Source organism: Turicimonas muris, from assembly GCF_002221595.1.
Taxonomy (GTDB): Bacteria; Pseudomonadota; Gammaproteobacteria; order Burkholderiales; family Burkholderiaceae_F; genus Turicimonas; species Turicimonas muris.
In genome coordinates this window covers 581,863-606,028 of record NZ_NHMP01000001.1, presented here as the reverse complement: position 1 = coordinate 606,028, position 24,166 = coordinate 581,863, and the positions used below count along the sequence as shown (strand labels likewise).

Below are 24,166 nucleotides of genomic sequence, written 5' to 3'. Positions count from 1 at the left end.
ACTAGATTTCTAGTTTTACTAGGTCTTATAGAAATTGTGATTAGTTGTGTTTAACATCAAGAGAGAAAGGGAGTGGCTTATGCGCATCCGCTTTCCTGCGAGGTACCACATTATGGGAGAAAAGCGGGATAGAAAAAGTGATTTTTGCGGATCAGTTTTTCAACTTTTCAAAATTGTTGAAATGTAAACAGCCCATGCCTTTTAATAACTTTAACCCTTACTTTTTTAACAAAGCATCACTACCGAGGAGCATATATGGACCCCAAACATTTAGAGGAGATGATTTCATACAGACGAAAGTTTCATCAATTTCCAGAGGAAGGTTGGACCGAGTTTGAAACCACTTACTTCATCGTCAGTAAATTAAAACAGATGGGATACGAAACCATCTTGACAGGGAAACAAATAATCAATCCTCAGACAGTAATGGGAAGAGATAAAGCCAAGGTTCGAGAAGCAATCGATAGATCAGTAAAAGACGGAGTTCCTCTTGATTTCATTGAATCTTGTGATGGATACACAGGTGCTATTGCGATTTTGGATACAGGACGAGAGGGCCCAACAACTGCATTTAGATTTGATATTGACGGATTACTCGTGATGGAATCCGAAGATCCAAACCATTTGCCGGTAAAGTTTGGATTCGCATCAAAACGCCCTGGGAGGATGCACGCATGCGGGCACGACGGGCACGCCGCTCTCGGACTAGCTATTGCAAAATGGTTGATTCAACACAAGGAAGAACTGAAAGGTACATTTAAAATTATTTTCCAACCGGCCGAAGAAGGCGTCCGCGGTGCTGCAGCCATCGTTGGGTCTGGAATCCTTGATGATGTGAACTTTATCGTCGGCTCGCATTGTGGAGGACTTGCTAAACTAGGCCAAATGGCATTAGTGCACGGGGGCGTTCTAGCAAGTATTAAATACGACATTAGCTTTAAAGGCACACCTTCTCATGCCGGAAGCAACCCGCATCTCGGGCACAGCGCTCTTATGGCAGCCTGCGCAACAGCCATGATGCTAGTAGGAATTCCTCGTCACGGAAACGGAGTATCTCGCGTGGCTGTAGGCACCCTTCACGCCGGAGAAGGCAGAAATATCACACCTGTACACGCCAAGATCGAATGCGAGATTCGAGGACAGACCGAAGAGGTTCTCAACTATCTTTCCGAGAATGTTGAAAAAATAGTTAAAGGAAATTCCGTCTCTTATCCCGTCTTTTATGCCTACGAATTAAAAAAGGGCCTGTGAGGCCCCGTCAGCTCTAGTTTCTCTTTTTCTTAATTTTCTAAACTTATTGTAGTAGAAGAGAATAAATCTTTGACAGAAGTGTAGAGTCGCATTTTCTTCCTCAAAGCGCTTGGGTCTTCGTAAGTATTTGGAGGCGTCAAGCCAACTAGATTCATAATGTTTCGTACTGTAGAGTCAAAGCCAGCGGTGCCGTAAAACTCAATCCCGGAGGTTGGATTAATCAATGATATCGTGGCTCGGTTCAGTCCTCTGATAATTCCATCGGTCGTGGCCGGAGTATTATTTGCCCGAAGTTTATATTCCAAATAACGATGGACGCATAAAGCTAAAAAGCAGATTAGGAAGTGTCCGCGCACATGATCCGGCAGCCGTAAATATACTGGTCTTGCCTCAAAAGTACTTTTTAAATGGCGGAAACTATCTTCAATTCTCCATAAGTTTTTATAGATTCTTACCACTTCTGAAGCAGGTGAACTCAATGATGTTTCGATAACATGAATTCCATCAAATTGCTCCTGTGCTGCAATTAGTGATTCATTTATTCTTGCAGTCTCCAAATCCATATCTAAGAGAATAAAACTTCTTCCTCCTCTTTTGAATGAGGTCTTGATCTTAGAAGGTTTTCCAACTAGCTCCTGAGCTTTCTTGATTAACCTTTCTCGGTCTTTTCTGTCTTTTCTGGCTCTCGCATCGGTCCAGGTAACGATGAGTCTGCGTTTTAATTGGCTATTTACGTATTTCCCAGATTTCGTTTTTGTATGGTTTAAGTTTTTCTCAAGTTGCTTTTCTTTCTCTTTGTCACCGTCTTCAAAGACGTATTCCGGCGACTCGTAGCTGATAGGACCGTTCAATTGAATTTCTTTGTACCAGCCGAAGTCTAAGATTTCCCCGTCTTCGGAGACTTTCTGTATTGGAACTCTGCCTTCCTCAGAGAGAACTTCTCTTTGTATATCGCTGCTTGCGCCTCTTATCTTGGAGGCTAGAACGTAGTTATCTCCGAGTTTTATCAGAGCGTCGATATTAGCTTGGCTGTTCAGACCTCTATCGGCAACTACCGTGAAGCTTTTAACATTAAATTTCTTCTTTAGTTCACTAACAAAGGGCACCATAGTAGCCCCCTCAGCCTGATTGCCTCTGTAGAGACCATAGTCGAGGGGCAAGCCTTGTTTGTCCGTAGCTAATCCCATAACTACTTGGACTTCATTAAATTTCTTGTCCTTGGAATAGCCAAAATCTCTTAGCGCATCTTGATCGGTACTCTCAAAGGCATATGTAGTTATGTCATAAAGACAAATCGAAGTATCCCTGTCGGGAACCAGCTTGCTGATTTGACGATTCCAGTATCGGATGATGTCGCTTTTATTCGCACAGAGTACATCCAGAGCTTTGTAGATTTGATTTAGATTATCAAACTCCATGCCAAGATAACGCTCGGGTCCTTCGATTGAGGAACGTCTCTTGGAGGACGGGGCAAGAATTCTGAGCAAAATTAGTTCCTTGGCAATTTCTGCTAAGTCATACTTGAAAGAGCCTTTCGTTGCAATGTAATCGAACTTAGCATCCAATTTAAGTTCATCATAGAGGCGGCGCAAGATAAGATAGCCGGCACTACGAGTACAAAAAACGGCACTAGGATCCAAAGTTTGTCGTTGAAGAAGCTCGGATAAATCTTTAGAAAGTAACTCAAGAGAAGTGGGAGTGGAAAGCAGTTTCCTACCCTCACAGTTGAGGTTCATCCGGTCAACCTCTTCTTGGATCTTTTGTAGTGCCGCAGGGTCTTTAGCTAAGAGGTCTTTTTTCTTTCCAAAGCGTTTAATGATTTCTCGAACGGGATGTTTGACACCTGGCTTTCGAATAGAACACTCGATATAAACACTAGAACTGTCTTTGTTAGAACTAAACCCCAACCTATAACGCATAGGACCCCCAAGATTTATCATTAAGCTAATTATACTACAGTTAATACATATTATTAGAAAATAAATTTAGGCAAAAATAAAGAACCCATCGGGGTTCAAAACGGATCAGACTAAATAAAAAGTATTAAAGACAGGGGAGTATCTCGCGTGGCTGTAGGCACCCTTCACGCCGGAGAAGGCAGAAATATCACACCTGTACACGCCAAGATCGAATGCGAGATTCGAGGACAGACCGAAGAGGTTCTCAACTATCTTTCCGAGAATGTTGAAAAAATAGTTAAAGGAAATTCCGTCTCTTATGATGTCGAATCCAAAATCGAACGAGCCGGTTACTCGACCACATTAATAGAATGTCCTGATTTACTTGAAGAGTTAAGAGATGTAGGCAAGCAAATACCGGAAGTAAAGGAAATTATTGATCTTAATGCCCCTGTGGGCGGAGAGGACTTCACCCTTATGATTAAGCGGGTGGTAGAGAAAGGAGGTCAAGGAGCCCTCTTCAGATGGGGATGCAATCATCGTGGCCATCACAAAGGAGATTTTGATCTTCAAGATACTGAATCGATGCCAATGGGCTTTGAAGTGTTCACCCGTTTTGCTCAAAAGAAGAACGGAGTCTAAAAGTTTCCTAGTTTTCGGCCAGATTATCTAAAAAATCCTGGCCGAAAACTTTAACGAGTCGCTCTTCGCATTTGCATTGAATATCTTTCTGTTGATCCGCATACCATGTTGCAAACTCTCTAAAATATCTCAGCTTCCAATCTTCTCTTCGGCATACAACATAATTAGGTACAGAGGGACGATGCCAGCCATCAAGAATAGGCACCAGTGTCCCTGCTTCCAGCTCATCGATGCAACAAAACAGAGGAAGAGAAGGACAAACTCCAAGCCCCTGAAGAGCAGCGGTTTTTGAAAATTCGACGTTCGAGCATCGTATCCGATCAGTGACTGTCATAGTCCAAAGACGATCCTTCTTTTTAAATGGATAAGACAGGTGCGAAGTGAAACGATCTATAAAACCGTTGCTAAACACATAATGATTAGTTAGATCTTTAGGATGGTCCAACGGCCCGCTCTCTTTTAGATAATTGGGGGAAGCAACTGGAATAAAAATCATTCTTCCACGGGATAAAAAGACGCAATTAGGCAGATTAATTTCACCGGAGATAGCGATGAGATCTGCTTTTCTATCAAGAAAGTCCTGAATGTCTATGGGAGAAACAAAGTTAAATCTTAGATTGGGATGTTCTCTTTGGTAGTTAAATGCTAGGGCGGCAGCGTACCTTCTATAGCTGTTCCCCTGCATCACTCGGATGATGGCACCATTTTCATTTTGTTTATCGGAAATAAAGGCAGAAATTTTTTTTCTGTGATTTACTATCTCTCGCGCATTGTCATAAATTTCTACCGCATCAACTGTGGGAGCAAACGGCCTTGATCTGCGATCAAATAAACATCTCCCTATTTTTTTCTCTAGAACGGAAATTTTCTTCGAAACGGTCGGAGCGTCGACATTGAGCTCTTGAGCAGTTAACCCGATAGAACCTGTTTTATACAAAGAGACAAAAATCTCCCAGCTTTCTATATCGTCTGCCATTGTCTAAGTTTTCCAAATTGCCAAACTAGATTTCCAATTTTACTAGATATTATAGAAATTGTTATTAGTTGTGTTTAACATTAATTCAAGATCTTGGATAACGGAGATAAGGGATGGCAGATCTAGTCATACGCGGCGGGAAAATTATTGATCCTAAGAATCATTTTTTTGGCATCGCAGATATTTTCATCGAAGACGGAAAAGTTATAGAGATCTCGAACTTTTCCTCGACATCAACAAAGCAAGAATTGAATGCAGAGGGGAAAATAGTTATCCCCGGAATTATTGACATGCATACTCACATGAGGACGTTATTTGGACATCCACATGCTCAACGTATGGTTGCGCTCGCCGGCGTATGCACGGCTTTTGATTTAGCCGGCCCTATCGATAACATTCTTGACAGCATTGAAAAAAGCGGCGCCGGAATAAACATGGCGATATTGGAGGCAGCGAGCTATCCTCAGAGCCTTAGTACAAATCGTCCAGAAAAATCTCAACGAATCGAATTCATCAGACAATGTTTAGAGAAAGGGGCGTTAGGCATAAAGCTTCTGGGCGGCCATTTTCCTATGGATGTGGATATTTCTCAGGCATTTATTGAGGATTGCAGCGAAGAGAGTGCCTGGGTAGCATGGCATGTCGGAAATACTCTTCACGGCTCTAATATTAAAGGGCTCAGAGATGCGGTCGATGCTGCCGCCAAACACTTTCTTCATATTGCCCACGTTAACAGTTACTGCAGAGCCCAAATTAGCGACGAAATCTCCGAAGCATTAGAAGCCATTGAGTTGTTAAAAAGAAGTCCCAATCTGTTTTCAGAGTCATATCTGTCAGACTTAAACGGGACGCGGCTTATTATCGAAAACGGCGTCCCTCTGAGCAAAGTTACCATCACGTGTCTGCGAAAAAAAGGATACGAGCCCACTTATGAAGGAATGAAGAAATGCATCCTCGACGGTGAGGTTGGGGTTCTGAAAGATAACGGTATAGTCGGCGAGCTAGTTAGCGGCTCAGAAGGAGTGGAGTATTGGGAGTCCGTGGGGACGAAAGTTGCAGGTTCTTTTTCTGTGAATCCTTCTGCTAGCAGATTCCTTTTGGCTACTGCCAGGAGAAACAACGGAACTTTTGTCGTTGATTCCTTCTCAACTGACGGAGGCTGTTATCCGCGAAATGTCATTGTGGAAAAAGGTTTGCTCTTGGTTAAGTTTGGAGCCCTCTCTCTGCCTGAGTTCGTTGTTAAATCAAGCCTGAACGCCGCCAATGCTCTTGGATTGCCTAATAAAGGTCATTTGGGCATAGGAGCTGACGCCGACATCACCGTTCTCGATTTAGAAAAAGAAAAAGCCTTTGCCACAGTAACAAACGGAGAAGTGATCATGAAGGACGGCCGTGTTTTCGGGAAAGGTACGAGACTTATCTGTGATGAAAGAGGAAAAGATTATCTAAGTAAAAGAAAAATTCCGTTCTCGATTGCCGAGAGGATTTCTCTTCAAAGAATTGAGAATCGTTTTATCCCATAGAAAAAAAAAATACTTACACCCAAAGGAGATTGCTTATGTTTGGAATTATATGTGTCCTTCTCGGCGTCATATTGGTCGGATTTCTTATTGTCAAAAGATATTATGCGCCGTGGTCGCTGTTTTTAGTCGGTATTATTTTATTGGCCGTGATGGCAACGATTTCTCCCGAACCCTTACTTCACGGGGCAAAATCAGCAACAAAAAGTGCTTTTTTTGATGTAATCCAATATTTCACGAATCAATCTAAAAGCATCTTGGTTGGGTTAGGTCTCAACATCATGATTATTTCCGGTTTCGCTGATTATTTGGACAAGATCGGAGCAACTCGGTCGATGGTTGAGATAGCCGCGAAGCCCTTAAGTTATGTAAAGTCTCCTTATCTTCTACTGGCGTTAGCCTATGCGTTAGGGCAATTAATTAACGTATTTATTCCTTCTGCAGTGGGCTTAGGGGTCTTGATGATGCTGATGGTTTATCCGCTTCTCATCTCTGTAGGATGCTCCAATGTGGCAGCCGTAGCTTGCATTATTACAATGTCAGCCCTTGATTTAGGACCCGCTTCAGCTAACTCAATCCTCACAGCAAAACTTGCCTCGATTTCTCCGATGGAGTACTTTGTTGACGGACAAATTCCTGTGGCTATCGTTACAGTTATAGCAGTAGCAGCAACTCACTTCTTTTACCAGAAATTCATGGATAAAAGAGATCTTGCCTCGGGCAAATTAACAGCGAAAGACTTTGAATTGCACAGTGAATTTGAAGTCAAGGACGAGCGAAAGTCCGCTCCTAAGATTTACGCACTCTTCCCCGTCCTTCCTATTGTTTTGCTCTTCATTTTCTCCAAGTTTGTGTACAGCGGATACAGAGTAGAGTTGGCTACTGCCATGATGACATGTACCCTGTTTTCATTCTTAGTTGATTGCCTCTACACGCGTAATTTCAGAAAATCATGTGAAAATATAAAGTCTTTCTTCTCGGGCATGGGAAGAGTGTTCGCCTCTACCGTATCCTTGATTATCTGCGCAGGCGTCTTTGCTGACGGCCTGAAAGCCACAGGAGGCATTACTACAATTATTAACGCTGCAGCCTCAATGGAAGGAACCGGTGGAATGATTATGCTGCTAGTCATGTGCGGCATTATGATTCTGGCTTCCTTTGTTACCGGATCCGGAAATGCGGCATTCTTCGCATTCTCTTCCCTTCTTCCGACAGCCGCCAAGTCTGTTGGATGGGATATCCTCGTAATGGCTTGTCCTGTTCAACTGGTTGCCGGGATTGCTCGTTCTATGTCTCCAATTGCCGGCGTTACGATTTCCGTCGCAAAAATTGCGAATGTTTCGCCCTTTGCAGCGGTAGCAAGAACAATTCCTCCAATGATTGTTGGCACAATGGTTTCAATAGCTGCCTCTTTTGTCTTCCTTTAACTTTTAAGATTGAGGACATGGGAGCCGACGGGCGTAAGTCCGGCTCCCATGATTTGATCTTCTTAAATCTCAGAGCACCTTGTCCTGCTTTGAATCTTGGAGAATTTAGAACGCTTGAGGTACCCATTCAAGGCTCACCGGCAAATGCCGCTACACCTTATTTTGGTATCAATACGATTGAAGCATTAAACAAGTTTCTTTTCCGGATTGACTTTCCGGGGGATTGGATTAAAGTTTTCAAATCAAAGGAGCGTTGAAGATGTCAAAGAAAAAAGTTCTTATTCTTGATTGCGGATGCCAAAATTTTGACCAAGGCGGAAAGCTCAATCATTACTACTCTGATTTAGCAATGAAAGAGCTTGAGAAGATGGGCCACGAAGTTCAGATCTCACTCATCGGCGGTTCATGGGAAATTGCTGCCGAAGTTGAAAAAATTCAATGGGCCAATGTAATAATCGTTCAAACCCCCGGCTGGTGGATGAGTACACCCTGGCAATTCAAGAAATATCAAGACGAAGTTTTTGTTCAGCCGGGAATTGTCGGTACCGACGGCCGCCATCACGGCGATCCCTCCGTTGGTTATGGTACGGGCGGCATTCTTACCGATAAGAAGTACATGCTGAGCTCAACATGGAATGCTCCAAAAGCTGCCTTTGATGAGAAAGATGATTTCTTCGGCGGCGTTGGGATCGACGGCGTTTTCTTACCGGTTCATAAAGCGTTCCAATTCTTAGGAATGAAGCCTCTTCCAAGCTTCATGGCTAATGATGTATTGAAGAATCCTACGCTGGAAGAAGATACAAAACGCTTTAAGGAGCATTTAAAAAAGGTCTTTGGTTAATGTGATCTAAGGCCAACAACCTTTCATCGGGAAAACGCCGTTCAGTTGGACCTCTCGGCGTTTTTTCTTTTGAGCATGATTGTTTAGAATTTCCCGTCCAAATCGAACTTCCCGGCCTCTCCTGGCTTCTCCAATTTCAGACATCCAGGCGCTGGTACATTATCAGAATTCACTACTAACTGACTCAACTCGACGGAAGCCAGAGCTCACTCTTATCTTCTGCGGCCTTCCCGGAGATCTCATTAACCCCAAGCAACGAAGAATTGACTACAATTATTGGGTAATTCAATGGAGAAGAAATGGTGATGAGTAAGCTTCCTTTGCCGCTATTTGCGTCAGCAGGTTCGCTGAACACTCAACCTCTTCAAAAAGTTTTCAAAAGAACGACTGCTACCTACAAGTTCCTCTGGTTCTTAGCCATCTTAGATTTGGTTAAAGAATCGGAACCAACAGCCTCCCGTAATCTAGTATTTTCCACTCAAGACATCTGCGCCAGAATGGTCGCAAAATCTTGGCTCCCGACTCAGCACTTTAAATTGTCTTTCGGGTGTTGGGATAGTATTACTAAAGTCATTGAGGCGCTGAAAAATCCTGTGAACGGTTTTCCATTCAGCGTGAAGTACAAGGAAGCTGAGGCCCTAAAGGCTCTTCAGATATTCGCCAAACTTAATCCTAAAAACTTTCAAAAAATTATTTTTAATCCATTGATTCAGGAAGTGTCCTTTCGTTTTTTGAATGCTTGGCATTCGAAAAACGCAAGCACTCTGACAGAATCTATTAGAGGTGCTACACACGGTGATCCCTATTCTTTTCCCAACGGAAATTGGAATTCCATTGAAGTACCAAGCCAATGGGCAGCGTTTTTTCGAGAGAATTATTCGCTCCTGAAAGACTTTACCTATTGGAACTTCGCTGACTTCCTCCAAGCCAGAAATACAGCGGTACCGGGCCTCGTTAAAAAATTTGAACTTCCAGCTTCCAGATTAAGTCTTGATTCGCAGAGAAAATTTTGGCTTTCTTACCTGAATTCAGAACAAGTTACTACGGACATCTATGGTCACGACTTCACCGCCGACAGTTTTGCTCTGGATCACTACTTACCGTGGACGTTCGTCGTCCACAATCAAATCTGGAACTTAACTCCAATAGAGAAGAGTCTCAACTCCTCGAAAAGCGATTTGATTCCTGATGAAACTTTTGTTGCTCCCTTAGCGCGTCAGCATCAAAGTCTTGTTAAATACCACTACCGCACAGACCCGAACAAATCTAAAGATTTCTTTGAGGAGTATGAAAATTTCTTTGGAATAAGCATTGCGGATTTTGTTTCGGCTTCTGATACATTCATTATCGACAAGTACAAGGAGCATGTCGATCCTTTGGCTAAAACGGCAATAAACATGGGATTCCAATTATGGCAATAGACGTTAATAATCCATGTCTTTTCTGTAATCTGCCGAAAAATCTTCCGATTCAAGCGGAAAATGATTTGGCATTTGCCGTCTATGACGGTTTTCCGGTAAGTCCGGCGCATGTGTTGGTAATACCAAAACGGCATGTGGCTAATTACTTCGATTTAACTTCTGACGAGCTCGCAGCGATCCAAGATCTGCTTGTTATCATGAAAAAACAAGTTGATGAAAAATTTCATCCAGACGGATACAACGTGGGAGTTAATGTAGGAGAGCCTGCAGGGCAGTCAGTTTTTCATGTCCATGTACATCTGATCCCGAGATACAAAGGAGACGTCGCAAATCCTCGCGGCGGCGTTCGAGGCGTCATACCTTCAAAACAAAAGTATTGAAGGTACAGAACTTATGCCTTCAAGTTTAGGTACCTGGTTCTGTCTTTTCCCAAAATCTTCGACAGCTTATCTTTTGTTACTTGACCTAGGATACAACGCCAGTTCCACAAGATTTTTATCAGGATCTCTGAGGTAGATAGAGGTCATAGTACCTCTTCTCCCATGTCTTTCAACAGGACAGGAAACAACGTTCAAGCCTTGGATCCTGAGTTCTTCTTCAATTTTTTGCAATGACTTATCTGTCGAGATTTCAATGCAAAAATCTCCGGTTCCTGGCTCGGCCAAAACTGCCTTTGGTTCTAATTCATGACCTTTGATATGAAGATTGATTTTGAAAGCAGGCGCAAGAATTTCATATCTTGCACCGTCTTTACGAACTTCAAATCCCAATTTTGAATAGAAAGCCTCCATCTCGTTGGGTTGAGCCGTGGTAAGAACAAAGTGGTCCAGAGATTGCAGAGAAAAAAGCTTGTCCATTTCTTTACAGATATGAAAAAGGACTGCGGAGAAGTCTTTTTAAGAAGATCCTCGAGCAGTCCCGGCTCTTTAAAAAAGAATTATTCCATGGCGGTTGGAGCCTTATCTAAGCCGAATGCTTTATGAAGAGCTCTAACGGCAAGCTCCATGTCTTTTTCGTCAACAACGATAGATGTGCGGATTTCGGAAGTAGAAATCATCTTGATGTTGATGTTTTCTTCTGCCAATACTTTGAACATCTTAGCTGCGACACCGGCATGACTTCTCATACCGATACCAACGCAAGAAATCTTAGCGATGGAAGCGTCAGTAAGGATGCCGTCTTCTTCAAGGTACGGGCTAACTTCGCTTTCAATAACGCGGATAGCTTTATCAAGATCGTTGCGGTTAACTGTGAAGCTGAAGTCGGTTAAGCCGTTCTTAGCGGCGTTCTGAACGATCATGTCAACTTCGATGTTTGCTTCAGCAACACTTCCTAAAATCTTATAAGCGATGCCGGGGATATCAGGTACGTGCGGGAGTGTGATTTTTGCTTCATCGCGGCTGAATGCGATGCCGGAAACAACAACTTTTTCCATTTTCGGATCTTCCTCAAAAGTGATTAGGGTGCCAGAGTTTGCTTCTTCTTCGACTGGAATATCAGGATCTGTAAGGCTAGAGAGAACTCTAGTCGGAACCTTGTACTTACCAGCGAATTCAACGCTTCGAATTTGAAGAACTTTAGAGCCTAAAGAAGCCATTTCAAGAATTTCTTCAAAAGCCACTACATCCATTCTTCTTGCATCACTAACCACGCGCGGGTCAGTTGTGTAAATACCGTCTACATCGGTAAAGATTAAGCATTCGTCAGCTTTCAAAGCAGCTGCGATAGCAACAGCGGAAGTATCGGAACCGCCGCGGCCCAATGTAGTAATGTTTCCCTCTTCATCGCAGCCTTGGAAACCGGCGACGATAACGGCATTGCCTTCTTCCAGATCAGAAAGAATACGGTGAGCATCGATTTCTTTAATTCTGGCTTTTGTGAAAGCGCTGTCGGTCAAAACTTTAACTTGCGGACCTGTGTAGCTTTTAGCTTTTTTACCGATAGCCTTGAGAGCCATGGAAAGAAGACCGATGGTAACCTGTTCACCGGTAGAGGCCACAACGTCCAGCTCTCTAGGGTCAGGATTTTTTTGAATTTCCTTTGCCAAACCAATCAGGCGGTTAGTTTCTCCGCTCATTGCAGAGACAACAACGACAACCTGATGTCCGGCGTTTTGCCATTTAGCGATTCTTCGTGCGACATTCTTGATACGCTCAACGCTGCCCACAGAAGTACCGCCGTATTTTTGAACAATCAATGCCATTTCTTTTGATCTCGATGGGTTAAAAACAAGTCCTTCCAACTTTCGTCAATGTTTAGACTTCAGTAATAATTTATAGGATTTTTTACAGATTATTGCCATTTGCTTGTATTAATTGATGAAGAGCTTATGGATTAAGAGGAGCAATCCCAAAAATAGGCAACATAAATCCACTAAGCAGAACAAGATAATCCCCGTCTTCAACCACTTGGAAACAGAAGACGTAATACTTACAACGATAGAAGAGACGGCATAGACGAAATTCCAAAGATAAAAGCCGGCAGCAGCTACCAAGAGAAGAATCCCTGCCCAAAAATCAGAGGGTGTAGCGTACCGAACGAGAGCAAGAACGGCTACGACAACCATTGCCCAACAAATGCTGCCAAGAATCAGTCTCTTGACGAATACCTTATACAAATAAGATGCAGCGAGTATTGAATTATCTGACATAGTTTTGTTTCTTTAGAATAATTTGATTGTTAGCCGGATCTTTGAGCAAAACAGCTCTAACTGCCTCGCCTCCCGGGATAAGAATTTCGATTAATTCGTTATGTAGTCCTTTAGCATGTAACTGACAGCTTAAGGCCAAAATATTGCTTTCCGTTGCGATATCGAAGTAAAAAGAGCATGGTTTGGAGTCTTCGAACGGCTGAGGGCCGGATGTTCTTTGCATAACTCGAAGCCTCATGCCGCAGAGCTTAATATCTAAGCCGTCTTCGGCAGCTTTGATTTCCGCACCCAGCTTACGGTAAAACATCGCGAAATGATCCACATCCTCAACCCAAACGATATTGCCCAGGAATTCTTTAAATTCGAATAAGTCCTGAATTGATTGGGTAAGACGGCTGGCAAGAACCGCTTTCGTTCCCGCAAGAACAATATCGCCCTGCTTTAAGTTAGGGCGTTTTTGGAGATACTCATCATTTAGAACAATCTTGTCTCCGATGACTTTACCCACAGGAATTCTGTAAAGCGGTTTAGACCGCTTATTAACAGGATCCCAAACGTTCTTGTATTCGTAGACGTACCTGCTTGTACGCACCTTCTGAACGACAAAGTTAACTTGCGAGATGTCTTCTTCCACAGCGTTATTTAAAAATATTGTTTACTGTTATCTAAGTACGATGAAATCTTCTGCAACCGCAAAGACAATTTCAGCTTAGAAAATTAAGAGCTGACGCTGTTTTTCCGGTTACAAAACAGAAATCATTATTAACATTTATTCACTATATCACCGTCGAAGCACTGTCAAGAACAGCAGCTCATTAAGTCGGGCGTTTTGAAAAAAATTACGAGCGGATGACATGGAGTCAACGGAATTTTTACTTTTTCGAAGAAGCTTAAAAATTAATTTGCCGGCCCGATTTGTTATGTATCTCCATCAAACGATGTCAAGAGATTAGTTCCGGCAATTTCATTCCTGTTTTTAGTGTCCGGAACACCTCGGAGTTATCGTAACCGCATAGAAAATCAAAGGTTTCGAAAAACAATGCTTCCAACTCTTCAACCATAGGTTTAAGCATCGGGCGATCGGTTGCAATGAAAAGACGCTTTTTAAGACCCGGATCGTCTATCTTTCGGACAGAAAGAAGAGAAGTATCGTCTCCAAGGAGAATGTTTAACGGCGGAAGAATTGTCCAGCCTAATCCGTTTTCGACTGCTCTTATGACCGACCTCGTATTCTCTAACTCGTAACTGACTGTCGAGTTCAGACCAATTCTTCTCAGGAAACTTTGGGCTTTGCGCCGATCGGCAGAGTTGGAACGGTAAGAAATAAAAGGAAGTTCCACTCCTCTGAAGGCATCTTTTTCAAAATTCCGCAACTCTTTGCAAAATCTATTATTACAGACGACAAAATAGGATTCTTTCAAAATCAGATGCCGTATTCGGGCCGGACGATCCGAAATGTCGGGAGCTATCGCAATGTCAAGCAGACCATTTTCAAAGTCTTCCAGAATTTGAGGTATCAAGCCGGTTTGTACTTCCAGCGATTGAAGCTTCGGAATCAAAAACTGCTCTAACTTATCCGAAAAAAATCCATTAACTACTTCCGACAAACCTATTCTTAAAGACTTCACTTCTCGGTTTTCTTGGAGATTGAGTGAATTCTGCATCAGCCGTGCCTCTTCGACAAAACGACGCGCACAACGCAGAACTTCTCTCCCCGCTCCCGTTAAGACCAAAGGGCGCGAACCTCTTTCAAGCAACGGCCTGCCTAATTTTTCCTCCAATTTCTCCACGGTTTGTGATACGGCCGACTGCGACACTCCTAATTCTTTGGATGCCGCAGTAAAACTTCCACGCTCGGCAACCTTAATGAAGGTCAAAAATGCTGATGGCTGAAGGTCTTGTAAGTTCATATTCCGAGATTCAGTTATGGGATTTGATAAGCGATGCTTTTGGTTCTTGGGATTCAAAGAAGCAAAGTTTAAATTTTCTAAAAAAACTGATGAGTAAACTTAATTATGGCCTCTTTGATCACAATAATTTTGCCTCAATTTCTATTAATCCTTTTCGGAACAAGTTTGCGGAGGTTCAAACCTTTTTCCGCCTCTTTTTGGTCTGGTTTGGAAGCGCTGGTATTTTACGTCCTCTTTCCGCCCCTCCTCTTTAACTCCGTCTACGAAAGTAAGTTCAACCTCGAGACCTCAGCGCGGTTTCTTTGCGTTGCCGTCTCCTGCATGCTGGGCGCCGTATTACTCTCCTGGCTAGTCAATCAATTCTACAAAGAATCTTCTTGGACAAAATGGTCGGTTTTTCATTGCGGTTTTAGATTCAATACCTATATAGGATTTGCCATCTGCCAGCCGCTTCTAGGCAACGAGGGTTTTGCACTCCTTTCCTTGCTCATTGCCATTTGGGTTCCGATAAGCAACACGATCGCCGTTATGACGCTTTCCTTTGCAACTAACTCGGAACCAAGTTTTAATGCTTTCAATCGATTAAAGGATGTTGCAAAAAATCCTCTTATTATCGCCACTGTTACCGGATTACTATTCAACCTCTTGAGTATTCCATTGCCTCAAATCATCAATATTTTTATCGGTTACTTAAGCAGTGCGGCTCTGGCGTTAGGACTGTTGTGCATCGGTGCCGGATTAACATTCGAAGACGTAAAAAAATATAGGAACCTCATTGGCTGGTGCACTTTGGAGAGATTGGTTTTGGTTCCATGCTTGGCTATTTCTCTTGCTTTCTTCCTATTGCCAAATCCAATTGAAGCTTGCGTGCTGATTCTATTTGCGGCTCTTCCAACTGCTCAAAGCTGTTATGTTATGACCTCAAAAATGAAAGGAAACGGTGCTGCAGTTGCCGATCTCACAAGCTCTCAAACGCTGCTCTCTATGCTGACTTTACCGGTGTGGACCTTACTGATGAAAAACTATTTTTTATCTTGAACAAATAGGCGGTCAAGCTTAATGAAAGCTTTTTAAGCTGGCTTGCGGTCTTATTTTCATCGATGTCTCTTGCTTTACTTAAAAAACATAATACTTAGAGGCCTAGTTCAAAATCATGCGTCTCAGAGACGAACGGTGCAATTCTTCCTAATTTGGGAAGGGTAATTTTTCTTGGTATTAATACTGAGATACACTTAGCTTGTTAACAAATGGGATTCACCCATAATCTATAAAAGGAGACAACCATGGGATGCAATTGCTGCTGCTCTACAGACAAAGAAAAAGACAAGAAACCTGAAGAAAAACCGGTAGACCCGAAAGTTGAAGAAGCAAAAGAACTTAAAGAAGCTACAGTAGAAGCTGTTGAAGCCGGTACATACGAACAAGAATAATCTCACACAAGATTTATTCAGACACGCCGCAGAATCTATTTAAGATTTTGCGGCGCTCTCTTTTCTTGCATCTGCAAAGATATGGACATTATTTAACAATTTCTAAACTTGAAGTTTGAGAAGCTGTCGAAAAACAACGACCAAAAATCCGTTTTCTTCTTTACTTGCGAGAGAGCCTTCTTTGGACGAAGATCTATTCGATGGAGCAAAAACTTTCTTTATCAATGAGATAAAAGCAAAGGACAGCTTTCGTCTTCTGTTCTGTTCGCGGCAAACGAAAAATGCAAACTTTTGAAGCCGGTTCAAGATTAGGTGTTATCAAAAAGGTCCCTAAAAATTAAACAATTAATCAAATCTCCCCACTAGAACTTTCCACGATCCCAAATAATTGGCATACAAATTGCTTAATCCTTTATAGGAAGCAAACCTGATATTTGTCGTGATTAGTCCCACAAGGACTCTGCAGGCCAGCTTCTCAATCAAAAATTAGTAATACGCACCAAAAAATTATTCAAGTTGGTGAATTATCTGCACCTCTTTAGTGCACTTTGCACCAAATCTGTTCAATCTTAAGGAAAAGAAATGAAAGATCTTCTGATGTTGAAAGGCGCAAAAACCTTAGTCGATGTCGCCACAAAAGTTCAGACCGGCGAACAAGTTCTGATCGTTACAGACTATGCAAAAACTGATATTGCAAAGGCTGTAGCATCCGTCGCCTGCGACCGAGGCGGCGAAGTCATGGTGATGTCTATGAAGCCTAGAAAACGTGCAGGAGAAGAGCCTCCGGCAGCCGTTGCAGCGGCCATGAAAAAAGCCGACGTTGTTATTGTTCCGGTCAGCTATTCCATCACACACACTCATGCGGTTAAAGACGCGGCGGCAGCTGGCGCACGCATTATCGTCATGACCGATTTCACTCCTGAAGTCATGATGCACGGCGGCATTGAGGCGAATTTTGACCAAATTAAACCGACTTGCATTGCCGTTGCAAAAGCCTTGGAAGACGCAAACGAGATTCATGTGACCTCTCCGGGAGGTACGGACCTCACGTTCAAGACCGGAGGAAGACGCGGGAACGCTTTGTATTGCGTTGTAGAAAAAGGTCAATTCTCTACTATTCCGACTATTGAAGCCAACACAACGCCTATTGAAGGAACTGCAGAAGGCGTCATCGTTTGCGATGCGTCCATTCCTTATCTTGGCATCGGCTTAGTTGACGAACCGGTAATCTGCAAAGTAGAAAAAGGCTTTATTACCGACATCAAAGGCGGCAGAGCTGCAGAAATCCTTAAAAAGGATCTTGCCAGCCACGGCGATAAAAACAGCTACAACATTGCAGAGCTTGGGATCGGCCTCAATCCCAAATGCAGGATGTGCGGAATCATGCTCGAAGACGAAGGGGTCCTCGGCACGTGCCATATCGGCATCGGTACAAGCCTGACATTGGGGGGCGTAACAAAAGCTCCGTGCCATTACGACCTCATCATGTGGCATCCGACCATTGTGGCTGACGGCAAAGTCATTTTCGACAAAGACAAACCTCTCATTTAACTAAATCTTCACCTATACCGTAACTCTTCAAGGACTATACAAATGAAACGCAGAACAATTACCGCAAGCCTCTTGGCTGCTTCTCTTCTTTCTTTGACTTGCTTCGAGTCAGTTTCCGTGGCTGCGGATGCTTATCCTGCCAAACCAATCTTAACCATCGTGCCGTTTGGTGCCGGCGGCGGAAACGACATTCTTCTGCGCGTCATGGGCAAGTATGCTCAGAAGCATCTTGGGCAGACTTTGACAATTGACAACAAACCTGGCGCCGGCGGTCAAATCGGTTGGACACTGCTGGCTAAAGCTAAACCGGACGGATATACTATCGGCGCGGCCTCCCTGCCCTCCATGATCATGATCAAAGAACTGCGCAAGAACGTACCTTTTGCGATGGATGATTTTGATTTTATTGCAGCGGTACAAACCGACCCGATTGTTTGGGTCGTTAAGGACGACAGCCCATTCAAATCAGCCGCAGACGTTGTTAAAGCAGCTAAAACAAAAGTATTAAATGTTGCCGGAGACGGTCCTCAGTCCAATGTTCAGCTACAGCATCTTCTTGCAGAAAAAGACGGCGGATTTAAGACAAACTTTGTGCCGTTTAACGGCTCCGGAAAAGCATTGACTGCCTTAATGGGCGGCAAAGTAGATTTATGTGCTTCCACGCTTTCTGCCGCGGATAAACAGCTTGCCAACGGCTTAAGAATACTGGTGGTATTCTCCGATCAGAAAGTCGGTAACATTCCGACAGCTGCCGAAGCCTTCGGAAAACCAATTGCTCCGGTCGGAGCTGCCATCCGCGGCATCTGCGCACCTAAAGGCTTGCCGGCTGATGCCAAAGCCAAACTTGAAGCCGGCATCAAGAAGATCTGCGAAGACCCGGAATTCTTAGCTGAGGCGAAGAAAATGAAACTTGATATCGGGTTCAAAGGCTCCAAAGAAACACAAGCTATCGTGAACCAAACATCCAAGCTTGTCGCTGAAAACAAAGAGTTGTTTTAACACAGTGTGAGACGAAGTCATGGAAGCAAAAGAAATCAAGAAAGAGTGCACTTTGGCGGTTCTGCTTTTAGCAACTGGCGGTTTAGTTCTATGGCAAGCGTATAGCTACGAGCCGGAATCACGACAATTTCCGGTATTCCTCGGCTGGCTGTTCATGCTTTTCTCCGCCATTAACTTTGTTCGAGTAGTTCCGTTATTCAGCAAGCTTTCTTTGATTTCCGACAAGTTCGAGAAGAAAAGCTTCCTTCCTCTTCTCGTTCTTGCTTTCGTGAGTCTTTACACCTTATCGATTCCTTGGATCGGCTACTATCCGGCCACCTGTCTATTTCTTTTAATATTCATGCTGACATTCGGCTATTGGAAGAAAAGCGCAAAACAGTACTTGCTGGCGGCAGCTGTCTTCCTAGGCATCGTCTATCTGTTTTTCTCGGTTGTGCTCGGCACTCGTCTTCCGATGGGCGAGCTCTTCGGTCTGTAGGAGGCCGCCATGAATTTCTCTGTCATTGCTTCTTCTTTGGGACAGGCCTTTGAGCCAGGCATGCTTGTCATGGTTCTTGTCGGCACAGTTCTCGGCGTCATTGTCGGGTCTTTGCCGGGCTTAACAAGCACGATGGGAGTTGCGCTCCTAGTTCCGTTTACCTTCGGCATGAATCCTGCCATGGGCTTAGCCTTATTAGGCGCAATTTATGCCTCATCGAGCTATGCCGGCTCCATCAGTGCCATTTTGCTGAACATTCCCGGAACCCCATCGAACTGCTGCACGCTGCTTGACGGTTACCCGATGACCAAGAAAGGTCAAGCCTCAAGAGCTATAGCTCTTTCGACCATCGGGTCAGCGATCGGAGGTTTGATTTCCGTCTTTGCTCTTCTTTTTCTTGCTCCTCCTTTAGCCATTCTAGCTTTAGAGTTCGGACCGCAAGAATACTTCGTCATGGCGCTCTTCGGGGTTGCCATTATTGCGACTCTTTCTGAAAAAAATTTAATCAAAGGCGTTATTGCCGGCATCTTCGGTTTACTCCTTTCTATTGTCGGCATGCATCCGATTACGGGAGAAGCACGATTTACTTTTGATTTACCGGAATTGTTTAACGGACTATCTTTGGTGACGGCTCTTATTGGTCTGTACTCTCTTCCGGAAGTGGTGAGCATGCTCAAAGAAAAAGGAGCCGCCGCTTCAAGCGGAAAAGTAGAAGTATCAGGGATATTTTCTTCGATGAAGGAGCTTTTGCACTACAAGATGCTGACTCTCAGAGCGTCTATCATCGGCATCATCATCGGAATTGTTCCCGGTGCAGGTCAGTCGATTGCTTCGTTCATCGCCTATGACGATGCCAGAAAAAGCTCAAAAAAACCAGAAGAATTCGGGACCGGATGTCCTGAAGGCGTGATTGCCTCCGAAGTCTCTAATAACGCCGTCGTCGGAGGCTCTTTAGTTCCCGCCTTCACCTTAGGCATCCCGGGTAATGCTGTTTCCGCAGTATTAATCTCCGGCCTGATGATTCATGGAATTCAGCCGGGACCGAGCTTATTTGCAGATAATTCGGAAATCGTCTACAGCTTCATTTTCAGTTTATTCATTGCCAACATTGCCTTCATACCAATCGGCATTTTCTGCGCCAAATACTGCGTCAAGCTGCTTCAAATGCCTAAAGAAATCATGGCAGCTTTGGTAATTGGTTTGTCAGTTATTGGTTCCTATGCCGTCAACGGTTCCATGGTAGAGGTTTGGGTCATGATTGCGTTCGGTGCCTTGGGCAACTTCATGAAGTACTTCAATTTGCCCCGCGAGCCGTTAGTTCTGGGACTCGTTCTCGGCACCATGGCTGAGAGCGAACTGGCAAGGGCTTTAGCTCTGGTCCAAGGAGACATTTTCAGATTAACAACCGGCATCATGACAAGTCCAATCTGCCTCATCATGATCGGTTTGATTCTGTATTCCGTTATGCATTCTTTGTTGAAGAGAAGAAAGGCTATTAAAGCCGCTGCAACTAAAGAGACGTTGGCAGAGGCCGTTTAACCTATTGAATCTTTATTAGATCATTTGTACTACGGGAGGAGGCACATTCCCGACTTTTTCCTCCTCCTTTTTTTCTTTACTTAGCTTCTGCCTCAAAGGATGTCCCGCACTCATCTTTAGCACTTAAAATCGGTGAAGCCGACAAGGGCCACTCAATCTCTAAGGTCGGATCATTCCAGAGGATAGTCTTCTCATCCTGCGGATAGTAGTATTCGGTGCATTTGTAGTTAAACAGCGCTTCGTCAGAGCAAACAAGAAATCCGTGAGCTAGCCCGGGCGGAATCCAAAGCTGTTCGAAATTTTCTGCTGAAAGATAGGTACCGGCCCACTGACCGAAAGTTGGAGAATATTTGCGAAAATCCACGACTACGTCGAAAATTTTTCCTTTGAGCAGAGTAATTAATTTACCTTGCGGATGTTCTTTCTGGAAATGCAAGCCTCTTAGTACATTCTTGGAAGAAATAGAAAGATTATCTTGAACAAATTCTGTTGGAACGCCGAATTCTTCGTATCTTTTCTTTTGCCAAGTCTCCAGAAAAAGACCGCGGTTATCTTTGTAGATTTTTGGAGTCAGCTTCAGCACGCCTTTGATAGGAAGTTCTTCAACTTGCATTTTTAGTCCTTTTGTTCGAGAGGTTTTGAGCTATCGAAATCTTGGTATTGCTGATGAAGCCATTTGCGATAATCCTCATCCATGATCTGCCTTGTCCATTCCGAATTGTCCAAATACCACAGAACGGTCTTTCTTAAAGCTTCCGAGAAACAGTGTCTCGGCCTCCAACCTAGTTCCTTTTTTATCTTGGCCGAATCAATGGCATATCTGAAATCATGCCCCGGTCTATCGGCGACAAACTTTATCTGCGTGCCGTAGGAAGTTCCATCTGACTTAGGCTTAACTTCGTCAAGTATTTTGTAAATCGACTGGACGATCTCAAGGTTAGATTTTTCGCATTCGCCTCCAATGTTGTAGGCCTCCCCTATCCTTCCTCCGGAGAGAATGAGATCCAACGCCGCGCAATGGTCTTCTACGTAAATCCAATCGCGAATATTTAAGCCGGTTCCATAAATCGGCAGCGGCTTATTTGAAACGGCATTCAAGACCATTAACGGAATTAGCTTTTCCGGATACTGCCTTGGCCCGTAATTATTTGAGCAATTCGAAATTAACGTTGGAAGACCATAAGTTTTGAAATAAGACCTCACGAAAAAATCTGAAGAAGCTTTTGAGGCGGAATAAGGACTGTTCGGGGCATAAGAAGAGTTTTCTGTGAAAGGAGCCGAATTTTTATCGAGCGAGCCGTAGACTTCGTCAGTAGAAATATGAAGGAATCGAAAATCTTTCCTAACTTCGGGTTTCAGTCCCTGCCACCAATCTTTTGTCGTTCTAAGAAGTTGTTCAGTTCCCAAGACATTGGTTCTAACAAAATCCTCGGCACTGTGAATAGAACGATCAACATGGCTTTCCGCTGCAAAGTTCACGATTGCATCCGGATGGAATTCTTTGAGACAACGTGCAACCACCTCTGCATCGCCAATATCACCGTGAACAAAAGAGAAATCTGCAGAATGCAAGACCTGCTCCAAATTAACAAGATGACCGGCATAGGTGAGGTTATCCAGAACCAGGACTCGTTCCCCTGCGGTTATTTGCCGGGAAACAAAGCAAGAGCCGATAAATCCTGCTCCTCCTGTCACTAATAAGTTCCGACTCATTTATTCAGCGTTCCTTTCCGCAACTTCTTGTGTTCTACGTACAAAATAATCCTCTTCGCAGACTATTCCTGCTTTCATTCAAAGCGTATTTATCCTACAAAGTCGGAACTCAGTCAAATTAACAGAAGAACAATGCCTTTATCTTTAGAGAAGCATGAGCAATGTAAAAACTTACTGCTTCTTTATCCGATTCAGCACTCATTTACCTTTTTGCGTAGACCTATCAATGTTCTCTACAACAAGACATCAAAAAAGAAAAATTTTCGTAAAGATTTAGAGAGCAGATATGCTGTTTTACAGCGCTGTTCTTACTTATTTATCGATAAATCAATATTCTTTATAAATAAATATACATTTATATATTCAAATATTTATCAATAAATCCAATAACAATATTGTTCAAAAACCCCACAGGAAAATAACAAATTTATCGATAAAAGCAACATTTTAAAATTTCCTTATCGCAGTTAGTTTTCTTTGAATTGGAAACTTTTTAATTTACCAAGGAGGACTGTTATGTCTAACAAGATGTGGGGCGGAAGGTTTTCGGAAGTCCCTGCAAAATTTGTCGAAGAGTTTGGTGCCGTTATTAAAGTTGAAACCAGACTCTGCCCGTATGATATCCAAGGAAGCCTTGCTCACGTAACAATGCTTGGTGAAACAGGCATTATTGCTCAAGAAGATGTTGAGAAAATTAAAGCCGGCCTTCACCAAGTAGGTCAAGAGATTAAAGACGGGAAGTTCCAATTCAATGCTGAAGACGAAGATATTCATATGGCAATTGAAAAGAGACTGACTGAGTTGATTGGCTCAGCCGGTGGAAGACTTCATACCGGCAGAAGCAGAAACGATCAATGCTGTGTAGACAGCTATCTCTACTTCCGTGATGCCGCCAAAGAATGCCAGAAGCTCTTACTGGAAATCCAGAAAAGCCTTTATGAACAAGCTGAGAAAAATTTCGGCACTATTCAGCCTGGATTTACTCATCTTCAAGTTGCCCAACCAGTGTTAACCAGCCATTGGCTGATGGCATATTTTTGGATGTTCAAGAGAGACTTTGACAGACTTCAAAGCTTCTTAGACCGCTTAGTCGAATGTCCTTTAGGCGCAGCCGCCTTAGCAGGCACTGATTTTCCTATCGACCGTTGGTCTACCGCAAAACAATTAGGTTTTGAAAAACCCACCGAAAACAGCATCGATACCGTAGCCGACAGAGACTATTGCATTGAATTTGCTTCTATCGCTGCCTTGAGTTACATGCATATGTCGCGTCTATGCGAAGAAATTATCATTTTTGCCAGTCAAGAATATAAGTTCATTGAGCTCTCGGATGATTTCACAACCGGCTCTTCCATCATGCCGCAGAAAAAGAATTGTGACTTTGCCGAGCTCATCAAGGGAAGAACCGGTCGTATGTACGGTTATCTCCAGGCAATGCTGACCATGATGAAAGGCATTCCGCTTGCCTATGACAAAGACATGCAGGAAGACAAGTTCTTGTCTTACGAAACCATCGATTTGTGGCAAAACACCATGAAGGTAATGGCTCCGATGATCCGTAAGATGAAGATCAATGCCAAACGCACTTATCAAGCCGCGTCTCATGGATTCTCCACCGCTACGGACATGGCTGATTATTTGGTTAAGAAAGGCATGCCTTTCAGAGATGCTCATCGAGTTGTGGGTCAAACTGTTAGGTATTGCGTTGAAAAAGATAAAACTTTCGATGACTTAACGTTGGAAGAATTTCAACAGCAATCCAATTTGTTTACTGAAGATATCTTTAAAGAAATTTCTTTGGAGCATTCCGTTGGCGCCCGCAAATCCTACGGAGGAACTTCGCCGGAAGCTGTCAAAGTCCAGCTCGAACATGCCGAAGAATTCTTGGATAAAGTCCATCAAAAACTCGGATAAATAACT

Annotated in this window: 25 protein-coding genes; 16 read left to right on the top strand and 9 right to left on the bottom strand. The window is 43.4% G+C overall.

Going from position 1 to position 24,166, the window contains the following annotated elements; all coding sequences use genetic code 11:
* Positions 1-255 precede the first annotated feature (255 nt).
* A complete protein-coding gene (locus tag ADH67_RS02795; protein WP_066591419.1) occupies positions 256-1,251 on the top strand; it encodes an amidohydrolase in 996 nt (331 codons plus the stop codon).
* A 29-nt stretch (positions 1,252-1,280) separates the two neighbouring features.
* On the opposite strand, the gene ADH67_RS02790 is transcribed toward ADH67_RS02795, so the two are convergent.
* Complete coding sequence (locus ADH67_RS02790; RefSeq protein WP_158212616.1) at positions 1,281-3,170, bottom strand: IS1634 family transposase; 1,890 nt, start codon at positions 3,168-3,170, stop codon at positions 1,281-1,283.
* A 147-nt stretch (positions 3,171-3,317) separates the two neighbouring features.
* Here ADH67_RS02790 and ADH67_RS02785 point away from each other — a divergent pair, with 147 nt between their 5' ends.
* Positions 3,318-3,791, top strand: a complete 474-nt coding sequence (locus ADH67_RS02785; protein WP_066591417.1) for a zinc-binding metallopeptidase family protein — start codon at positions 3,318-3,320, stop codon at positions 3,789-3,791.
* 7 nt (positions 3,792-3,798) lie between these two features.
* Here ADH67_RS02785 and ADH67_RS02780 read toward each other — a convergent pair whose 3' ends face one another.
* The gene (locus ADH67_RS02780) at positions 3,799-4,767 is read right to left on the bottom strand and encodes a LysR family transcriptional regulator (RefSeq protein ID WP_066591416.1); all 969 of its coding nucleotides are present in this window, start codon (positions 4,765-4,767) and stop codon (positions 3,799-3,801) included.
* A gap of 113 nt (positions 4,768-4,880) precedes the next feature.
* On the opposite strand from ADH67_RS02780, the gene ADH67_RS02775 reads away from it, so the two are divergent.
* From ADH67_RS02775 to ADH67_RS02750, 6 genes are all read left to right on the top strand, one after another.
* Positions 4,881-6,290 carry an amidohydrolase family protein gene (locus ADH67_RS02775; RefSeq protein WP_066591414.1) on the top strand — a complete coding sequence of 470 codons (1,410 nt, stop codon included), beginning with the start codon at positions 4,881-4,883 and terminating at the stop codon, positions 6,288-6,290.
* A gap of 35 nt (positions 6,291-6,325) precedes the next feature.
* Positions 6,326-7,714 carry a C4-dicarboxylate transporter DcuC gene (dcuC, locus tag ADH67_RS02770; RefSeq protein ID WP_066591412.1) on the top strand — a complete coding sequence of 463 codons (1,389 nt, stop codon included), beginning with the start codon at positions 6,326-6,328 and terminating at the stop codon, positions 7,712-7,714.
* A gap of 17 nt (positions 7,715-7,731) precedes the next feature.
* Positions 7,732-7,971, top strand: a complete 240-nt coding sequence (locus ADH67_RS02765; protein ID WP_066591410.1) for a hypothetical protein — start codon at positions 7,732-7,734, stop codon at positions 7,969-7,971.
* A 2-nt stretch (positions 7,972-7,973) separates the two neighbouring features.
* A complete protein-coding gene (locus tag ADH67_RS02760; protein WP_066591408.1) occupies positions 7,974-8,555 on the top strand; it encodes an NAD(P)H-dependent oxidoreductase in 582 nt (193 codons plus the stop codon).
* A 305-nt stretch (positions 8,556-8,860) separates the two neighbouring features.
* Positions 8,861-9,976 (top strand): HNH endonuclease domain-containing protein, encoded by a 1,116-nt coding sequence (locus ADH67_RS02755; RefSeq protein ID WP_158212615.1) that lies wholly within the window; start codon positions 8,861-8,863, stop codon positions 9,974-9,976.
* Entirely contained in the window at positions 9,967-10,356 is a 390-nt protein-coding gene (locus ADH67_RS02750; RefSeq protein WP_084081428.1) for an HIT family protein, read from the top strand. The genes ADH67_RS02755 and ADH67_RS02750 overlap by 10 nt, the downstream gene beginning before the upstream one ends.
* A 66-nt stretch (positions 10,357-10,422) precedes the next feature.
* Here the strand turns inward: ADH67_RS02750 and ADH67_RS02745 are convergent, their stop codons facing one another.
* From ADH67_RS02745 to ADH67_RS02725, 5 genes are all read right to left on the bottom strand, one after another.
* Positions 10,423-10,833 (bottom strand): VOC family protein, encoded by a 411-nt coding sequence (locus tag ADH67_RS02745; protein ID WP_066591404.1) that lies wholly within the window; start codon positions 10,831-10,833, stop codon positions 10,423-10,425.
* Between the two features lie 80 nt (positions 10,834-10,913).
* Entirely contained in the window at positions 10,914-12,179 is a 1,266-nt protein-coding gene (locus ADH67_RS02740) for an aspartate kinase (protein ID WP_066591403.1), read from the bottom strand.
* Positions 12,180-12,287: 108 nt separating this feature from the next.
* A complete protein-coding gene (locus tag ADH67_RS02735) occupies positions 12,288-12,626 on the bottom strand; it encodes a hypothetical protein (protein WP_066591401.1) in 339 nt (112 codons plus the stop codon).
* Positions 12,616-13,260, bottom strand: coding sequence for a hypothetical protein (locus ADH67_RS02730; RefSeq protein WP_066591398.1), 645 nt, complete (start codon positions 13,258-13,260; stop codon positions 12,616-12,618). Before ADH67_RS02730 ends, ADH67_RS02735 begins: the two co-directional genes overlap by 11 nt.
* A 307-nt stretch (positions 13,261-13,567) precedes the next feature.
* A complete protein-coding gene (locus tag ADH67_RS02725) occupies positions 13,568-14,536 on the bottom strand; it encodes a LysR family transcriptional regulator (RefSeq protein WP_066591396.1) in 969 nt (322 codons plus the stop codon).
* Here ADH67_RS02725 and ADH67_RS13395 point away from each other — a divergent pair.
* From ADH67_RS13395 to ADH67_RS02695, 7 genes are all read left to right on the top strand, one after another.
* A complete protein-coding gene (locus ADH67_RS13395) occupies positions 14,512-14,790 on the top strand; it encodes a hypothetical protein (RefSeq protein ID WP_236578459.1) in 279 nt (92 codons plus the stop codon). The genes ADH67_RS02725 and ADH67_RS13395 overlap by 25 nt on opposite strands.
* Before the next feature lie 67 nt (positions 14,791-14,857).
* On the top strand, positions 14,858-15,574 hold the full coding sequence (locus tag ADH67_RS02720; protein WP_236578458.1) for an AEC family transporter: 717 nt from the start codon (positions 14,858-14,860) through the stop codon (positions 15,572-15,574).
* Between the two features lie 245 nt (positions 15,575-15,819).
* A complete protein-coding gene (locus ADH67_RS13235) occupies positions 15,820-15,966 on the top strand; it encodes a hypothetical protein (protein ID WP_157108093.1) in 147 nt (48 codons plus the stop codon).
* Positions 15,967-16,548: 582 nt separating this feature from the next.
* Positions 16,549-17,517 (top strand): aminopeptidase, encoded by a 969-nt coding sequence (locus ADH67_RS02710; RefSeq protein WP_066591391.1) that lies wholly within the window; start codon positions 16,549-16,551, stop codon positions 17,515-17,517.
* A 42-nt stretch (positions 17,518-17,559) separates the two neighbouring features.
* A complete protein-coding gene (locus tag ADH67_RS02705) occupies positions 17,560-18,516 on the top strand; it encodes a tripartite tricarboxylate transporter substrate binding protein (protein WP_066591389.1) in 957 nt (318 codons plus the stop codon).
* A 19-nt stretch (positions 18,517-18,535) separates the two neighbouring features.
* The gene (locus tag ADH67_RS02700) at positions 18,536-18,994 is read left to right on the top strand and encodes a tripartite tricarboxylate transporter TctB family protein (RefSeq protein WP_066591387.1); all 459 of its coding nucleotides are present in this window, start codon (positions 18,536-18,538) and stop codon (positions 18,992-18,994) included.
* Between the two features lie 9 nt (positions 18,995-19,003).
* On the top strand, positions 19,004-20,533 hold the full coding sequence (locus tag ADH67_RS02695) for a tripartite tricarboxylate transporter permease (protein ID WP_066591385.1): 1,530 nt from the start codon (positions 19,004-19,006) through the stop codon (positions 20,531-20,533).
* Between the two features lie 76 nt (positions 20,534-20,609).
* Here ADH67_RS02695 and rfbC read toward each other — a convergent pair whose 3' ends face one another.
* Positions 20,610-21,146, bottom strand: coding sequence for a dTDP-4-dehydrorhamnose 3,5-epimerase (rfbC, locus tag ADH67_RS02690; RefSeq protein ID WP_066591384.1), 537 nt, complete (start codon positions 21,144-21,146; stop codon positions 20,610-20,612).
* A gap of 2 nt (positions 21,147-21,148) precedes the next feature.
* Positions 21,149-22,246: a dTDP-glucose 4,6-dehydratase gene (rfbB, locus tag ADH67_RS02685; RefSeq protein ID WP_066591381.1), complete on the bottom strand. Its 1,098-nt coding sequence runs from the start codon at positions 22,244-22,246 to the stop codon at positions 21,149-21,151.
* Positions 22,247-22,762: 516 nt separating this feature from the next.
* Here rfbB and argH point away from each other — a divergent pair.
* Positions 22,763-24,160: an argininosuccinate lyase gene (argH, locus tag ADH67_RS02680; protein ID WP_066591379.1), complete on the top strand. Its 1,398-nt coding sequence runs from the start codon at positions 22,763-22,765 to the stop codon at positions 24,158-24,160.
* The last annotated feature ends 6 nt before the right edge of the window (positions 24,161-24,166 follow it).

What these genes read in the sequence shown, in the direction of transcription:
- ADH67_RS02795 (WP_066591419.1), top strand. Translation starts at nt 256, where the DNA reads ATGGACCCCAAACATTTAGAGGAGATGATTTCATACAGACGAAAGTTT.
- ADH67_RS02790 (WP_158212616.1), bottom strand. Translation starts at nt 3,170, where the DNA reads ATGCGTTATAGGTTGGGGTTTAGTTCTAACAAAGACAGTTCTAGTGTT.
- ADH67_RS02780 (WP_066591416.1), bottom strand. Translation starts at nt 4,767, where the DNA reads ATGGCAGACGATATAGAAAGCTGGGAGATTTTTGTCTCTTTGTATAAA.
- ADH67_RS02775 (WP_066591414.1), top strand. Translation starts at nt 4,881, where the DNA reads ATGGCAGATCTAGTCATACGCGGCGGGAAAATTATTGATCCTAAGAAT.
- dcuC (WP_066591412.1), top strand. Translation starts at nt 6,326, where the DNA reads ATGTTTGGAATTATATGTGTCCTTCTCGGCGTCATATTGGTCGGATTT.
- ADH67_RS02765 (WP_066591410.1), top strand. Translation starts at nt 7,732, where the DNA reads ATGGGAGCCGACGGGCGTAAGTCCGGCTCCCATGATTTGATCTTCTTA.
- ADH67_RS02760 (WP_066591408.1), top strand. Translation starts at nt 7,974, where the DNA reads ATGTCAAAGAAAAAAGTTCTTATTCTTGATTGCGGATGCCAAAATTTT.
- ADH67_RS02755 (WP_158212615.1), top strand. Translation starts at nt 8,861, where the DNA reads ATGAGTAAGCTTCCTTTGCCGCTATTTGCGTCAGCAGGTTCGCTGAAC.
- ADH67_RS02750 (WP_084081428.1), top strand. Translation starts at nt 9,967, where the DNA reads ATGGCAATAGACGTTAATAATCCATGTCTTTTCTGTAATCTGCCGAAA.
- ADH67_RS02745 (WP_066591404.1), bottom strand. Translation starts at nt 10,833, where the DNA reads ATGGACAAGCTTTTTTCTCTGCAATCTCTGGACCACTTTGTTCTTACC.
- ADH67_RS02740 (WP_066591403.1), bottom strand. Translation starts at nt 12,179, where the DNA reads ATGGCATTGATTGTTCAAAAATACGGCGGTACTTCTGTGGGCAGCGTT.
- ADH67_RS02735 (WP_066591401.1), bottom strand. Translation starts at nt 12,626, where the DNA reads ATGTCAGATAATTCAATACTCGCTGCATCTTATTTGTATAAGGTATTC.
- ADH67_RS13395 (WP_236578459.1), top strand. Translation starts at nt 14,512, where the DNA reads ATGGCTGAAGGTCTTGTAAGTTCATATTCCGAGATTCAGTTATGGGAT.
- ADH67_RS02725 (WP_066591396.1), bottom strand. Translation starts at nt 14,536, where the DNA reads ATGAACTTACAAGACCTTCAGCCATCAGCATTTTTGACCTTCATTAAG.
- ADH67_RS02720 (WP_236578458.1), top strand. Translation starts at nt 14,858, where the DNA reads ATGCTGGGCGCCGTATTACTCTCCTGGCTAGTCAATCAATTCTACAAA.
- ADH67_RS13235 (WP_157108093.1), top strand. Translation starts at nt 15,820, where the DNA reads ATGGGATGCAATTGCTGCTGCTCTACAGACAAAGAAAAAGACAAGAAA.
- ADH67_RS02710 (WP_066591391.1), top strand. Translation starts at nt 16,549, where the DNA reads ATGAAAGATCTTCTGATGTTGAAAGGCGCAAAAACCTTAGTCGATGTC.
- ADH67_RS02705 (WP_066591389.1), top strand. Translation starts at nt 17,560, where the DNA reads ATGAAACGCAGAACAATTACCGCAAGCCTCTTGGCTGCTTCTCTTCTT.
- ADH67_RS02700 (WP_066591387.1), top strand. Translation starts at nt 18,536, where the DNA reads ATGGAAGCAAAAGAAATCAAGAAAGAGTGCACTTTGGCGGTTCTGCTT.
- ADH67_RS02695 (WP_066591385.1), top strand. Translation starts at nt 19,004, where the DNA reads ATGAATTTCTCTGTCATTGCTTCTTCTTTGGGACAGGCCTTTGAGCCA.
- rfbC (WP_066591384.1), bottom strand. Translation starts at nt 21,146, where the DNA reads ATGCAAGTTGAAGAACTTCCTATCAAAGGCGTGCTGAAGCTGACTCCA.
- rfbB (WP_066591381.1), bottom strand. Translation starts at nt 22,246, where the DNA reads ATGAGTCGGAACTTATTAGTGACAGGAGGAGCAGGATTTATCGGCTCT.
- argH (WP_066591379.1), top strand. Translation starts at nt 22,763, where the DNA reads ATGTCTAACAAGATGTGGGGCGGAAGGTTTTCGGAAGTCCCTGCAAAA.